The following is a 14,006-nucleotide window of genomic DNA, read 5'->3' as shown; positions in this document are numbered from 1 at the left end:
GGGCGTTTCTCTCTCAGGATTCAGGCTCTCGCGGTTCATGGGGATCGTCTCAGCCCACCAGCCAGTGGCCCATGACCACGATGATCGGCAGGGTGATGGCGGTGCGCAGCAGGAAGATCACTACCAGCTCCCACAGCTTGAGCGGGATCTTCGATTTCAGCAGTAGGGCGCCGATCTCGGACATGTAGATCAGCTGGGTCAGCGACAGGCAGGCGATCACGAAGCGGGTCAGCTCGCTCTCGATGTCGCTGGCCAGCACCGCCGGCAGGAACATGTCGGCGAAGCCCACCAGGGTGGCGGGGGCGGCGGCCTCGGCCTCGGGGATCCGCATCCATTCCAGCACCGGCACCATGGGTGCGGAGAGCCAGGTGAACAGCGGCGTGAACTCGGCCAGCACCAGCGCCACGGTGCCGATGGCGATCACCAGCGGCAGCAGGCCGAGGAAGATGTCGGCGACGTTGAACAGCGCGATGCGTGCCAGCTTGAGCGGACCCGGGGCGGTCTCGGCACGTGCCACGGCCATGCCGAGGCTGTAGCGCAGCAGGCTCTGGTCGCCGGTGTTTTCCTCCTGGATCTGGCAGCCTACCGGCTCGTGGTAGGCGTTCGACTTGCGCGACAGCGGCGGCAGGCGCGGCACGATGACGGCGGCGACCAGGCCGGCGACCACCACGGTCAGGTAGAAGGGCACGAACAGGTGGTTGATGCCGATGAAGCTGGTCACCAGCAGGGCGAAGGCGATGGAGACGATGGAGAAGTTGGTGGCGATCGCCGAGGCCTCGCGGGCGTTGTAGTAGCCCTGCTCGTACTGCTGGGTGGTGATCAGCACGCCCACGGTGCCGGACCCCATCCAGGAGGCGGTGGCATCGATGGCGCTGCGCCCGGGCAGGCCGAAGATCTTGCGGAAGGGCGTGCGCACCAGGCTGCCGATGAACTCCATGAAGCCGAAGTCGACCAGGAAGGGCAGCAGGATGGCGGCGAAGAAGAAGAAGGTCAGCAGCACCGGGGCCAGGTCGTTGAGCATCACGCCCCCGGTGAAGGAGGCGGTGACCGCCTCCGGGCCGACCTGGAAGTAGGTCATCAGCGCGAACGCCGCGCCCAGCACGCGCATGATCACCCACAGCGGCGCCACGTCGAACAGCTCGTGCAGGGCGCCCTCGCGGGCCCAGGCGGGCCGAGCCAGCTTGACCGTCAGCGTCAGCGCCACGGACAGGCACAGCACGACCGTGGCGATGGTCGGCAGGGCATCGCCGAGCAGCGCCTTGAGGCCGTCGGCCATCAGGCCCATGCCGATGTTGATGGTGTCGCCGGTGGAGAAGGGCACCAGGAACAGGCCGATGCCCAGCAGCGAGGGGATCAGGAACTTCAGCAGTCCGGCGCGGCTCAGCGGAGCCGCGCGACTGGCCAGTTGGGTGTCGAAGGAGTTGGCCATGGGGTTTCCCTATTGATCTTGTAATGGGTAGAACCCGGCCCCGGGGTGCCGGGTCGGGTCGGCTCAGTCGCGGTGTTTCACGCCGGGCAGCACGCAGAGCATCTCGTAGAGCAGGGTGGCGCCCATCAGCGCGGTGTTGCCGCTGGTGTCATAGGGGGGCGAGACCTCGACCAGGTCGCCGCCCACGACATTGAGGCCCGCCGCGCCGCGCACGATCTCCAGCCCCTGCTGGGCGGTGAGGCCGCCCATCTCGACGGTGCCGGTGCCGGGAGCGACCGAGGGGTCCAGGCCGTCGATGTCGAAGGAGATGTACACCGGGCCGTCGCCCATCTGCTCGCGCACTTCGGCCATCAGCGGCGCCAGCGACTTGTACCAGCACTGCTCGGCGGTCACGACGCGGAAACCCTGGTCGCGGCACCAGTCGAAGTCGTCGGCGGCGTAGCCGGTGCCGCGCAGACCGATCTGCACCACGCGGTTGCTGTCCAGCAGGCCCTCTTCCTGGGCGCGGCGGAAGGGGCAGCCGTGGGCGATTTCCTCGCCGAACATGTGCTCGTTGACGTCGGCGTGGGCATCGACATGTATCAGGCCGACCGGGCCGTGCTTCTTGGCGATGGCACGCAGCAGCGGCCAGGTCAGGGTGTGGTCGCCGCCCATCGTCAGCGGCACGCAGTCGTGAGACAGCACCTCGTCGTAGAAGTCGGTGATGATGTCGAGGTTCTTGGGCAGGTTGAAGGTGTTGATCGCCACGTCGCCGATGTCGGCGACCTGCAGGCTGTCGAAGGGCGCGGCGCGGGTGGCCATGTTGTAGGGGCGAAGCATGCGCGACTCGTCGCGGATCTGGCGCGGCCCCAGGCGCGTGCCGGGGCGGTTGGAGGCGCCGATGTCCATGGGCACGCCGATGAAGGCGGCATCGAGCCCGGCGGCGCTGTCCTGGGTGGGCAGGCGCATCATGGTGGCGGGGCCGCCGAAGCGTGGCATCTCGTTGCCGCCGAGGGGCTGATTGAAGTCGCTCATCTAGGGCTCCGTGTCATTGGGGTTATTCATCGCTATAGCAAGCATGAAACGTGCCATCTTTTAGTTCATTGATCTTGAATGGATTTTTGAAATAATCGATTCATTTTTGAATCGCTTTAGCGGCGGCGTGATACATTAATGGATCAAGTGATTCATTCATGCATCGCGGTGCCCTCTCATGAGCGAGCTCGACAGCTGCATCCTGCAGACCATCATCGATACCGCCCACGATCACTTCTTCGTGGTGGATGCCGAGGGGCGGGTCTGCGAGGTCAGTCCGGCCGCGGCGGCGGTCTATGGCATGTCCCGCGAGGAGCTCTGCGCCACGACCGTGCAGCAGCTCGAGGCCGCGGGCGTGCTGAAGCCCTCGATCAGCCTGGAGGTCATCCGCACCGGCAAGCCGGCCCAGCTGATGCAGGAGACCGGCACCGGAAGGCGGGTGATCGCCCAGGCGCATCCGGTGTTTCAGGGTGGCCAGCTGGTGGCGGTGGTCAGCCGGTCGATGGATCTGACCGACCTGCAGATGCTTCAGGAAGAGTATGCGCTGCTTCAGCGTCGCTTCAGCGAGCATCTCATGCGTGGCGGCGTCGCCGAGGAGCCCGGTCTGGACGTCGACCTGGGCGAGCTCGAGGTGCGCAGCCGGGTGATGCGCGAGGTGGCGCTGCTGCTGCAGCGGGTGGCGCCGACCGACGCCACGGTGCTGATGCTCGGCGAGTCGGGCGTCGGTAAGACCGCCTTCGCCCGCCAGCTGCATCGCTGGAGCGCCCGCGGCGATGGGCCCTTCATCGACGTCAACTGCGGCGCCATTCCGGAGAGCCTGTTCGAGTCGGAGATGTTCGGCTATCGGCATGGTGCCTTCAGCGGGGCCGCCCCGGGGGGCAAGGCGGGCCTCCTGGAGCAGGCCGAGGGCGGGACCCTGTTTCTCGATGAAATCGGCGAACTGCCGCTGGCGATGCAGACCAAGCTGCTCAAGACCATCCAGGACGGCAGCGTGACCCGGCTGGGCGATACGCGGGCCAGGCGCATCGACTTCCGGCTGGTGGTGGCGACCAACCAGGACCTGGCCCGGCGGGTCGAGGAAGGGGCGTTCCGCCTCGATCTCTACTATCGCCTCAACGTCATCCCCGTCACCCTGCCGCCGCTGCGCGAGCGCCGCGAGGACATCCCCGGCCTGGTCGAACGCCAGCTGAAGCGTCTCAACGCCCGCTATGGGCGCGACAAGCTGATCGGGCGTGACGTCTGGCAGGAGCTGATGGGGCGGGACTGGCCGGGCAACGTGCGAGAGCTCGAGAACTGGCTGGAGCGGGCCTGGCTGTCGGCCGGGGAGGATATCATTCGTGGCGAGCGGGCGGCCGCGGAATGGCCGGCGGCGCTGCCCGAGACGGAGCCGGAGCGGAGCACCGAGGGGAAGGCCGGCGCCGCGCTGCTCGAAGGGGAGTCGCTCAAGGCCATGCTGGCGCGCACCGAGCGCGCCGTCCTCGCCGAGCTGTGCGGCGAGCTGTCTTCCACCTATGCGATGGCCGAGCGGCTCGGGATCAGTCAGCCCAGCGTGGTGCGCAAGCTGCGTCGGCATGGGCTGCGGATTCGGTCGGCGAGCTAGTGGCAGGCCCGCATCGCCAACGCTTGCAGGCCGCACGGTGACGCTCTCCAGGGCGGCGGGCCTGCCGGTTCAGGCGTGTGCGCTGCAGACCCAGATCAGGGTGGCCGGCCGCTCCCCGCGGTAGGTCACGGCATGGCCCAGGGTGCTGTCGAAGGCGAAGCTGTCGCCGACGCCGAGCTCCACCGGGTCGTATAGCTCTGTCCATACCGTCACCTCGCCGCTGGTGACGATGACCTGTTCCTGTCCGGGGTGCTTCTGCAGCTCGCCGAATTCCTCGAGGCTGCGGTTAAGGATCGTGGTGTCCAGCACCATGTACTCCTTGGCGGCCACGTTGTTACAGAGTGGCCTGAAGCGGTAGTTGGGCGTCTCGATGATGTCGCCTTCCTGGGCACGCGTCAGCGCCCACCAGCCGCGAAAGGCGGCTTGCCCCGAGTGGTAGAACAGCTCGCTGACATCGACCTGCAGCCCCTGGGCGAGGCTGACGATCGCCTCGTAGGTGGGGGAGATGTGGCCGTTCTCGATGCGCGACACGCTGGCCGCCGAGATGCCGGAGGCGCCGGCCATGGCGGCGATGGTCAGCCCTCTGGCCTTGCGCAGGGCGCGGAGGTTGTCGCCGATGGCCCCCGCCTTGCGCTGCCGGTGTTTCAGGATCCTTGACGATTCCGTTGATGTAGTCATGCGCTGGCTCCGTCGGGGGTTGTGCGTCATTGGCAGTGGCCATCCATATTTGACGCAATTTTGCGTATCTGCAATGCTTCATCGGCAAACCGATTACGGCAATATCGCGTGTGATGGCGATTGCCCGATTCTTGGTTTACCAAAAAAATAAGGGAAAACAAAAATGTACAAAGTAAAGAGAGATGTGCTCCATGTCGGTCTCGTGGCGGGCCTGCTGGTCGCCGCCTCCGCCCAGGCGGAAGAGGTCAGCTGGAAGATGGCGACGCCCTGGGGCGGCGGCCCCTGGCTGGAGCGTGACGCCAAGGCCTTCGCCGACTATGCCAGCCAGCTGACCGGCGGCGACGTGAACATCGAGGTCTTCCCCGGGGGGACCCTGGGGGGCGCCCTGCGCGTCACCAATACCGTCAAGTCGGGCGTCGCCGAAGTCAGCCACAACTACATCAATTACGACTATGGTTCCGATCCGACCGCCGCGCTGCTGGCGGGGCACTCCAGCGGGCTGACCCCCGAGGAGTTCATGCTGTGGATGTACGAGGGCGGGGGTGTCGAACTGTACGAGACGTTCCGCCGTGAAGAGTTCGGTGTGGTGGCCTTCCCCTGCTCCATTCTCGGCACCGAGATCTTCCTGCACTCCAACAAGAAGGTGCAGACGCTGGAGGACTTCCAGGGGCTGCGCCTGAGGACGTCCGGGGCCTGGGCGGAAATCGCCTCTCGACTCGGCGCCTCGACCGTGGTGATGGCCGGCAGCGACATCTATACGGCCCTCGATCGCGGCGTGATCGATGCCGCCGAGTGGGGCAGCCCGGAGCTCAACAAGCCCACCGGTTTCCAGGACGTCGCGCAGTACGTCATCCTGCCCGGCGTGCACCAGTCCGGCGGCTTCCTCGAGTGCGAAGTCAACCAGGACGCCTGGGACCAGCTGACCGAGGCGCAGCAGGAGCAGCTGCGCCTGGCCGGCAAGCTGAGCGTCTTCGACTCCTGGCTCGCCAGCTCGTTCGCCGACCTCTCCGCGTTCCAGGAGCTGGAAGAGGGCCCCAACGAGCTCGTGCAGCTGGATCCCTCCTTCGTCGATGCCATCTATGAGGAGACGCGCGCCTGGGAAGACGAGAAGGCGGCCGAGAACGAGTGGTTCGCCCGCGTGCTCGAATCCCAGCGCGCCTTCAAGCAGGAGATGACCACCTGGCAGGACTATCGCCTGCCGATCGGTGCCATGGGCCGCTAGGCGCCCACCCTTCCTACCCGACGGCGACACGGGCGGGCTCCCCGCCCGTGTCGTCTTCATGTCGTTATATCGTTGTTCGGGGCTTTCCCATGAAAACAATTGGTCTCATCGAGCGCCTGACGCGCTGGGCGGGGTATGTCGGTGCCTGGCTGACGTTCCCGCTGGTGGCGTCCCTCGTCTACGAGGTGTTCAGCCGGTACGTGCTGGGCCGGCCCACGCTCTGGGCGTTTGAAATCAGCTACATGGTGATGGGGGCGATCTTCATGCTGGGCATGGCCAATGCCCTGCGGGTCGGCCAGCACGTGAGCGTGGATGTCGTCAGCCAGCGATTCGCGCCTCGCACCAAGGCGCTGGTCAACCTGGTCTGCTATGCCGGCTTCCTGCCGGTGCTGGGCTGGCTGGTCTGGGAGCTCTCCTTCTACGCCCTGGAGGCCTTCGCGTCGAGCGAGCGCTCCGGGCGTTCGGCATGGAACCCGGTCATCTGGCCGGTGTTCAGCGTCTGGCTGCTTGGCTTCCTGCTGCTCGCCCTGCAGGTCATCGCCGAGATGCTGAAGTTTGTCGCGACATTGACCGGTCGCGCGGTCGGGCAGGGAGAAGGCTCATGAGTGACTATCTGGCGCTGATCATGTTTCCCGCCCTGATCGGGCTGATCGTTCTCGGGTTCCCCATCGCGTTCTCGATGATCGTGGTGGCGACCCTCTTCGGCATCGCCCAGTTCGGGGATGCCGCCGCTTACCAGATGTTGACCAAGATCGAGGACACGGCCTCCAACTCCATCCTGGCCGCCGTGCCGCTGTTCATCTTCATGGGGGCGATGCTCGAGAACTCGGGGATCGCCGAGCGGCTGTTCGGGGCCATCCATCTGTGGACGCGCCGCCTGCCGGGCGGGCTCGGCGTGGGCGCCGTCATCATGGGGACCGTCTTCGCGGCCGCCAGCGGCGTGGTCGGTGCCACCGAGGCCGTGATCGGCATGCTGGCCGTGCCGGTGATGCTCAAGCATCGCTACGACAAGTCGCTGATATCGGGCACCATCTGCGCCAGTGGCTCCCTGGGCACGGCGATCCCGCCCTCCATCACCGTGGTCGTGCTCGGCCCCGTGGCCGGGGTGTCGGTCGGTTCGCTGTTCAGTGGCCTGCTGTTCCCCGGCTTCCTGATGGCGGTGCTTTTCCTGCTGTACATCGTGTTCATCGCCGCCATGAAGCCCCGGCTGGCCCCCCGCCTCGATGATGCGCTGGCGCGCCCGAGCTGGGGAGAGATGCTGTGGGTCACCTTCAGCGCCCTGCTGCCGACCATGGGGCTGATCATGATCGTGCTGGGCACCATCCTGATGGGGGTGGCGACGCCCACCGAGGCCGCGGCCTGCGGCGCCCTGGGTTCGGTGCTGCTGGCGCTGGCCTATCGCAACCTGACGGCCGGCGTGCTCTGGCAGGCCGCGATTCGGACGCTCAATATCACCGCGATGATCCTGCTGATCGTGCTGGGCGGCAACATGTTCGCGGGCGTGTTCTTCGCCTCCGGCGGCATGGCAACGGTCCAGTCCATGCTGATGGAGACGGGCATGAGCCCCTGGCTCATCCTCGGCACCATCCTGCTGATCGCCTTCCTGGCGGGGTTCGTGCTCGACATGATCTCCGTGGTGCTGATCGTCATTCCGGTCGCGATGCCGATCGTGGGCGCCCTGGGCTTCGACGAGATCTGGTTCTGCGTCGCCTTCCTGGTGGTCATGCAGACCAGCTACCTGACGCCGCCCCTGGCGCCGTCGATCTTCTACCTGCGGGCCATCACGCCGCCCGAGGTGACGCTCAAGCACATGTACAAGGGCGTCATGCCGTTCATCGGCCTGCAGCTGATCGTGCTGGCGCTGGTGCTGGCGTTCCCCTCGCTGGCGCTGTGGCTGCCGGATGCACTGAGCGGACCATCATGGAAATGACCCCGGGCCACGAGAAAGGAGTGAGATCGAGTGAGTGATGCAACCCAGGGCGGCTCGGATGCCGATGTGACCCTGACGAGAGAAGAGCTCTTCTCCCTCTGCCACCGGGTGCTGAGGCGGCAGGGCTTCAGCGAGCCCCATGTCGAGGCCCTGAGTGACGTCCTGGTGGCGGCGGAGATGGACGGCAGCCGCTCCCACGGGCTCTACCGACTGCTGGGCTTCGTCGACACCCTTCGCCACGGCGGCGTGGTGCCCGATGCCGAGCCGGTGGTGGAGGATACGGCGGCGTCGGTGGTCAAGGTGGATGCCAGGGGAGGCTTTTCTCCCCATGCCTTCCGCGAGGGCCTGCCGGCGCTGGTCGACAAGGCGAGGGCCTCGGGGATCGCGATGCTGGCGATCAATCACTGTGTCCACGGCACCGCGCTGTGGGTGGAGATCGAGCGCCTGACGCGCGAGGGGTTGGTCGCGATCGCCTGCAACCCGACGCAGTCGTACATGGCGCCCTTCGGGGGGCGTGAGCCCCTGCTGGGCACGAACCCGATCGCCTTCGGCTGGCCGCGCCCCGGCGCGGATCCCTACGTCTTCGACTTCGCGACCAGCGCCATCGCCCGCGGCGATATCGAACTCTACCGCCGCCAGGGCAAGGCGATTCCGCCCGGCTGGGGAGTGGGCCGCGACGGCGCGCCGTCCCAGGACCCCGGCGAGGTGCTGGATCACGGTGCCATGCTGCCCTTCGGCGAGCACAAGGGGTCCGCGCTGGCGATCATGATCGAGCTGATCGCCGGGCCCCTGATCGGGGACATGCTGAGCGTCGAGTCGAGCGAGCATGACCGTGGGCGGGGCGGCCTGCCGTACCATGGCGAGCTGATCATCGCCATCGATCCGGCGAGGATCACCGGCGACGAGGCGGCCGTGCACATGTATCGCTCCGAGCGGCTTTTCGAGCTGGTCCAGCAGCAGGGGGCGAGGCTGGCATCCCGGCGGCGCTATGAGGCGCGGCGCCGGCATCTCGCGCAGGGCGTGACCCTGTCACGGAGCCTGTACGACGACATCGTGGATCTAGCATCGTAAGAGGCTTTCGTCACCTGACGGGTGTCGCGCCCGAGAGGCGCGGCGCCGTCTCACGGGCGCATGGTGCTCGGTCGGCTGCCCAACAAAAAACGGCCACCGCTCCGAGGAGCTAAGTGGCCGTTTTTACTGAATTCTGTGGTCGGAGTAGCAGGATTCGAACCTACGACCTCTGCCTCCCGAAGGCAGCGCTCTACCAAGCTGAGCTATACTCCGATGTCTGCCGTGTCTCTCGGCGACGGAGAGGTATTATACGCAGGCGAAGACGGAATGCAAGCCCCTCTTCTGCTTATCCGTCTTCGTCGCCCTCCGGCCTCGGGATCAGTTGCGGCGTTCCACCGCCAGGCGGGCCAGTTCGGCCATGCTCTCGCGGTAGGGGGAGTCGGGCAGAGCGTCCAGCTGGGCCAGGGCCCTGGCGGACATCTCCTCGGCCTTGGCGCGGGTGTACTCCAGGGCACCGGTCTCGCCGACGATGGCCAGCACCTCGTCGAGGCGCTCGAGGCCGCCCTGGCGGATGGCCTGGCGGACCACCTTGGCCTGTTCGGCGGTGCCGGCGGCCATGGCCTGGATCAGCGGCAGGGTCGGCTTGCCCTCGGCCAGGTCGTCGCCGACGTTCTTGCCCATCGCCTCGGCGTCGCCCTGGTAGTCGAGCAGGTCGTCGACCAGCTGGAAGGCCAGGCCCAGGTAGCGGCCGTAGAGGCGCAGCGCGTCTTCCTGCTCGGGGGTGGCCCCGGCGAGCAGGGCGCCGCTGTGGGAGGCCGCCTCGAACAGCATGGCGGTCTTGCCCTGGATGGTCTCGAAGTAGGCGGCCTCGTCCACGTCGGGGTTGCCGACGTTGGTCAGCTGCTGGACCTCGCCCTCGGCGATGGTGCAGGTGGCGGCGGAGAGCACTTCCATGATCCGCATCGAGCCCACGTCGACCATCATCTGGAACGAGCGTGAATAGAGGAAGTCGCCGACCAGCACCGAGGGCGCGTTGCCCCAGGCATCGTTGGCGGTGGCCTTGCCGCGGCGCATGTGGGATTCGTCCACCACGTCGTCATGCAGCAGGGTCGAGGTGTGCATGAACTCGATCAGCGTGGCCAGGGTGATGTGCCGATCGCCCTCGATGCCCAGCGAGCGGGCGGCCAGCAGCACCAGCAGCGGGCGCAGGCGCTTGCCGCCGCTGTCGATGATGTACTGCCCGATGGTCTCCACCAGCGGCACCCTGGAGGCGAGCTGTTCGAGGATGGTGCGGTTGACGGCGGCAAAGTCCTCGGCGACGACGGCGTGGATGGGCGAGGCGGGGACGGCGTTCTCGAGCTGTGGCGACGAAGGCTTGGCTGACATGAAGGCGGTATCGACGAAGTGGTGGGGGCGGCGGGCGGCATCCGTGGCGCAATGCCCCGGGCGCCGGCCTGGGAGTGAGGGTCATGCTATGGGGCCCCCCTTGGGGCGTCAAGGCGCGCGCCGGCGCCGGCGCCCGGGCCGCGCCGGGCGCGGCGTTCGGGGCGATGGCCGGGTTGTCGTCCTGCGCGCGTGCGGTTATAATCCGCGACCCACTCATCTCGCTCCCTGTCAGATGGTTGCCGGAAGGGGCGCCACTCGAAGCAGGTCGATGAAGAGCCAACCCCGATGAGTACTGGAGAGACAAGCATGTACGCAGTTATCAAGAGCGGCGGCAAGCAGTACCGCGTTCAGGAAGGCCAGACTCTCAAGCTCGAGAAGCTGGAAGTGCCGACCGGCGACACCATCGAGTTCGATGAAGTCCTGCTGGTGGGTGGCGACGAAGACGTCAAGGTCGGCGCGCCGACCGTCGACGGTGCCAAGGTGTCTGCCGAGGTCGTCGCTCATGGCCGTGGCGACAAGGTGAACATCATCAAGTTCCGTCGCCGCAAGCACAGCATGAAGCGTCAGGGCCACCGTCAGTGGTTCACCGAAGTCAAGATCACCGGGATCTCCGCGTAAGCGGTCACTCCCCTGAACGAGCGAGGTATTTGCAATGGCTCATAAGAAGGCAGCGGGCTCTACCCGTAACGGTCGCGATTCCGAATCCAAGCGCCTTGGCGTGAAGCTGTTCGGCGGCCAGTCCGTGGCACCGGGCAACATCATCGTCCGTCAGCGCGGCACCAAGTTCCACGCCGGCGCCGGCGTGGGCATCGGCAAGGATCACACCCTGTTCGCCCTGGACGAAGGCGTGGTCAAGTTCGAGACCAAGGGTCCGAAGAATCGCAAGTTCGTGAGCATCGTCTCCGCCTGAGACCGCCCGGACCTGTAGCGAGAAGGCCCCGCCATGGCGGGGCCTTCTTGTATCATGGCGGTATGCACCGCCGGGAGAATGACAGATGCAGTTCGTCGACGAAGCCTCGATCATCGTGGAAGCCGGCAAGGGCGGCAATGGCTGCCTGAGCTTCCGTCGCGAGAAGTACGTGCCCAAGGGCGGCCCGGACGGGGGCGATGGTGGCCATGGCGGCAGCGTTCACCTGGTCGGTGACGATGCCCTCAACACCCTTATCGACTTCAAGTACCAGCGCTTCTACAAGGCCCAGAACGGCCAGCCCGGCCAGGGCCGGCAGATGAGCGGCCGCGCCGGCGAGGACCTGCTGGTCAAGGTCCCGGTGGGCACCACGGTGATCGACGAGGACACCCTCGAGGTGATCGCCGACGTCACCGAGGTCGGCCAGGTGGTGCTGGTGGGGCAGGGCGGTCGCCGCGGGCTCGGCAACATCCACTTCAAGTCGTCCACCAATCGGGCGCCGCGGCGGACCACGCCGGGCACCGAGGGCGAGCGGCGCAACCTGCGCCTGGAAATGAAGGTGATGGCCGACGTCGGCCTGCTGGGGCTGCCCAATGCCGGCAAGTCGACGCTGATCCGCGCGGTCTCGGCGGCCAAGCCCAAGGTGGCCAACTATCCCTTCACCACCCTGGTGCCGAACCTCGGCGTGGTGAAGCTCGGCCAGCACGAGCACTTCGTGATGGCCGACATCCCGGGGCTGATCGAGGGCGCCTCCGACGGCGCCGGCCTGGGGCTGCGCTTCCTCAAGCACCTGACCCGCTCGCGGCTGCTGTTCCACGTGGTCGACGTGGCGCCCTTCGACGAGTCCGACCCGGTGGAGGCCGCCGAGGCGATCGTCCGCGAGCTGGGCGAGTTCTCGCCGACGCTGGCCGAGCTGCCGCGCTGGCTGGTGCTCAACAAGCTCGACCTGCTGCCCGAGGACGAGCGCGAGGCGGTGGCCGAGGAGATCGTCAGGCGCCTCGACTGGGACGGCCCGGTGTTCCGCGTCTCGGCGATCAGCGGCGACGGTACCGATGCCCTGGTCCAGGCCGCCCACCGCTGGCTCACCGAGCGGCGTCGCCTCGAGCACGAGGACGAGGAAGTCGCCGAGCACGAGCGCGAGATGCGTCGTCGCATGGAAGAAGAGGCCGTGGCCCGCACCGAGGCGCGGCTGGGTCGCAAGCGTTCCCGCGATGACGAGGACGATGACGACGATTTCGATGACGACGACTACGACGTCGAGATCGAATACGCCCCCTGAGGGCCGGCGTAGTAGGCTGAAGGTGCAGCGGGCGGCGCCATCGCGCCTGCCCCTGCGGCAGGCACGAGCCCGGTGAAAGCGAGTCGTATCAAGGACGGCGAAGATGGCGAAAGGTGAAGAGGTCCCCGGTCGCGATGCCCTGAAGGGCATGCGGCGGGTGGTGGTGAAGATCGGCAGTGCCCTGCTGACCAATGACGGTCGTGCCCTCGACGAGGCCGCCATCGGCGGCTGGGTCGACCAGATCGCCGCCCTGCATCGGCGCGGCATCGAGGTGGTGCTGGTGTCCTCCGGCGCCGTGGCCGCCGGCATGGCGCGGCTGGGCTGGCAGGCGCGGCCCGCCGAGGTGCATGCCCTGCAGGCCGCCGCCGCGGTGGGCCAGAACGGCCTCACCGAGTGCTACGAGGGCCATTTCGGGCGTCACCAGCTGACCACCGCCCAGGTGTTGCTGACCCACGACGACCTCTCCAACCGCAAGCGCTATCTCAATGCTCGCTCGGCCCTGCGCACCCTGGTCGAGCTGGGTGTGGTGCCGGTGGTCAACGAGAACGACACCGTGGTCACCGACGAGATCCGCTTCGGCGACAACGACACCCTCGGCGCCCTGGTGGCCAACCTGCTCGAGGCCGATGCCCTGGTCATCCTCACCGATCAGGAAGGGTTGTTTGACGCCGACCCGCGCCACGACCCGACGGCCAGCCTGATCGCCGAGGGACGCGCCGACGATCCGCGCCTGGCCGCGGTGGCCGGCGACGGCGGCGCCCTGGGGCGCGGCGGCATGACCACCAAGGTGCGCGCCGCCCGGCTGGCGGCGCGTTCCGGCGCGCTGACCGTGATCGCCAGCGGGCGTCAGCCCGAGGTGCTGTCCCGGCTGGTCGACGGCGAACGGCTCGGCACCCTGCTGACCCCCGATCAGGCGCCGATCGCCGCGCGCAAGCGCTGGCTGGCCGGTCAGCTCCAGGTGCGCGGCACCCTGACCCTGGATGCCGGGGCGGTCAAGGTGCTGCGCGATAGCGGCTCCAGCCTGCTGCCGGTGGGCGTCAAGGCGATCTCCGGGCGCTTCGTGCGCGGCGAGATGGTGCTGTGCGTCGACGAGGAGGGGCGTCGGGTGGCCAAGGGGCTGGTCAACTACGGCATCGACGAGGCGCAGCGCCTGATCGGTCAGCCGAGCCATCGCATCGAGGCGATTCTCGGCTACATGGAAGCGCCGGAGCTGATTCATCGCGACAACCTGGTGGTGCTCTAAGAGGCGCCGATTTTCTATTGCGCTCGATATCCTGGCCGACGGCGGTACGCGTCATCCTCATTTACTTGTCTCGTAAACTGCGGTGACTGTGTTCCGGCGACGGCCAGCCTCTCTTCGCTCATGACGTAAATCGTCAGCCTCTTGGTCAGGCGTGGCGGGCATTCCAGCTTGACAAGGCTGGCAAGCGGTGTCGCTGCGTGATAGTATGCGCCATCCTCTCAGACACGGCCCGTAATCGACTGCGCCACGTCGCGCGGTCGGCCAGATGGCCAGGCCGGCGGGGAAATTTGTTTTTCCCTGTTGGATC

13 protein-coding genes and 1 tRNA gene are annotated in these 14,006 nt (G+C 67.1%); 9 read left to right on the top strand and 5 right to left on the bottom strand.

Annotated features, from left to right (window positions below; translation table 11 throughout):
- Positions 1-49: 49 nt before the first annotated feature.
- A complete protein-coding gene (locus FIU88_RS15735; RefSeq protein WP_152479825.1) occupies positions 50-1,429 on the bottom strand; it encodes a YjiH family protein in 1,380 nt (459 codons plus the stop codon).
- A 63-nt stretch (positions 1,430-1,492) separates the two neighbouring features.
- On the bottom strand, positions 1,493-2,443 hold the full coding sequence (gene speB / locus FIU88_RS15730) for an agmatinase (protein WP_152479824.1): 951 nt from the start codon (positions 2,441-2,443) through the stop codon (positions 1,493-1,495).
- Between the two features lie 178 nt (positions 2,444-2,621).
- On the opposite strand from speB, the gene FIU88_RS15725 reads away from it, so the two are divergent.
- A complete protein-coding gene (locus FIU88_RS15725) occupies positions 2,622-4,043 on the top strand; it encodes a sigma-54-dependent Fis family transcriptional regulator (protein WP_152479823.1) in 1,422 nt (473 codons plus the stop codon).
- 69 nt (positions 4,044-4,112) lie between these two features.
- On the opposite strand, the gene FIU88_RS15720 is transcribed toward FIU88_RS15725, so the two are convergent.
- Positions 4,113-4,721, bottom strand: coding sequence for a helix-turn-helix domain-containing protein (locus FIU88_RS15720; protein WP_172977728.1), 609 nt, complete (start codon positions 4,719-4,721; stop codon positions 4,113-4,115).
- Positions 4,722-4,905: 184 nt separating this feature from the next.
- Between FIU88_RS15720 and FIU88_RS15715 the strand changes: the two genes are divergently transcribed.
- From FIU88_RS15715 to FIU88_RS15700, 4 genes are all read left to right on the top strand, one after another.
- On the top strand, positions 4,906-5,943 hold the full coding sequence (locus tag FIU88_RS15715) for a C4-dicarboxylate ABC transporter substrate-binding protein (protein WP_253742594.1): 1,038 nt from the start codon (positions 4,906-4,908) through the stop codon (positions 5,941-5,943).
- A gap of 89 nt (positions 5,944-6,032) precedes the next feature.
- Positions 6,033-6,548 (top strand): TRAP transporter small permease subunit, encoded by a 516-nt coding sequence (locus FIU88_RS15710; RefSeq protein ID WP_152479820.1) that lies wholly within the window; start codon positions 6,033-6,035, stop codon positions 6,546-6,548.
- Positions 6,545-7,873, top strand: coding sequence for a TRAP transporter large permease subunit (locus FIU88_RS15705; protein ID WP_152479819.1), 1,329 nt, complete (start codon positions 6,545-6,547; stop codon positions 7,871-7,873). The genes FIU88_RS15710 and FIU88_RS15705 overlap by 4 nt, the downstream gene beginning before the upstream one ends.
- A 30-nt stretch (positions 7,874-7,903) precedes the next feature.
- On the top strand, positions 7,904-8,944 hold the full coding sequence (locus FIU88_RS15700; RefSeq protein WP_216647283.1) for an Ldh family oxidoreductase: 1,041 nt from the start codon (positions 7,904-7,906) through the stop codon (positions 8,942-8,944).
- Between the two features lie 136 nt (positions 8,945-9,080).
- Here the strand turns inward: FIU88_RS15700 and FIU88_RS15695 are convergent.
- Positions 9,081-9,157: transfer RNA gene (locus tag FIU88_RS15695), tRNA-Pro, on the bottom strand.
- A gap of 105 nt (positions 9,158-9,262) precedes the next feature.
- The gene (ispB, locus tag FIU88_RS15690) at positions 9,263-10,270 is read right to left on the bottom strand and encodes an octaprenyl diphosphate synthase (RefSeq protein WP_152479818.1); all 1,008 of its coding nucleotides are present in this window, start codon (positions 10,268-10,270) and stop codon (positions 9,263-9,265) included.
- A 306-nt stretch (positions 10,271-10,576) separates the two neighbouring features.
- On the opposite strand from ispB, the gene rplU reads away from it, so the two are divergent.
- The 4 genes from rplU to proB all read left to right on the top strand — a co-directional run bounded on the left by rplU (position 10,577) and on the right by proB (position 13,699).
- Complete coding sequence (rplU, locus tag FIU88_RS15685) at positions 10,577-10,888, top strand: 50S ribosomal protein L21 (protein WP_152479817.1); 312 nt, start codon at positions 10,577-10,579, stop codon at positions 10,886-10,888.
- Between the two features lie 34 nt (positions 10,889-10,922).
- The gene (gene rpmA, locus FIU88_RS15680; RefSeq protein ID WP_146910183.1) at positions 10,923-11,180 is read left to right on the top strand and encodes a 50S ribosomal protein L27; all 258 of its coding nucleotides are present in this window, start codon (positions 10,923-10,925) and stop codon (positions 11,178-11,180) included.
- Positions 11,181-11,265: 85 nt separating this feature from the next.
- Positions 11,266-12,456 carry an Obg family GTPase CgtA gene (gene cgtA, locus FIU88_RS15675; RefSeq protein WP_152479816.1) on the top strand — a complete coding sequence of 397 codons (1,191 nt, stop codon included), beginning with the start codon at positions 11,266-11,268 and terminating at the stop codon, positions 12,454-12,456.
- 103 nt (positions 12,457-12,559) lie between these two features.
- Positions 12,560-13,699 carry a glutamate 5-kinase gene (gene proB / locus FIU88_RS15670; protein ID WP_152479815.1) on the top strand — a complete coding sequence of 380 codons (1,140 nt, stop codon included), beginning with the start codon at positions 12,560-12,562 and terminating at the stop codon, positions 13,697-13,699.
- The last annotated feature ends 307 nt before the right edge of the window (positions 13,700-14,006 follow it).

It is taken from the genome of Halomonas sp. THAF12, assembly GCF_009363675.1.
GTDB lineage: Bacteria > Pseudomonadota > Gammaproteobacteria > Pseudomonadales > Halomonadaceae > Halomonas > Halomonas smyrnensis.
Note: the sequence above shows the minus strand (reverse complement) of the source record. Positions and strands in the feature narration are given on the sequence as shown.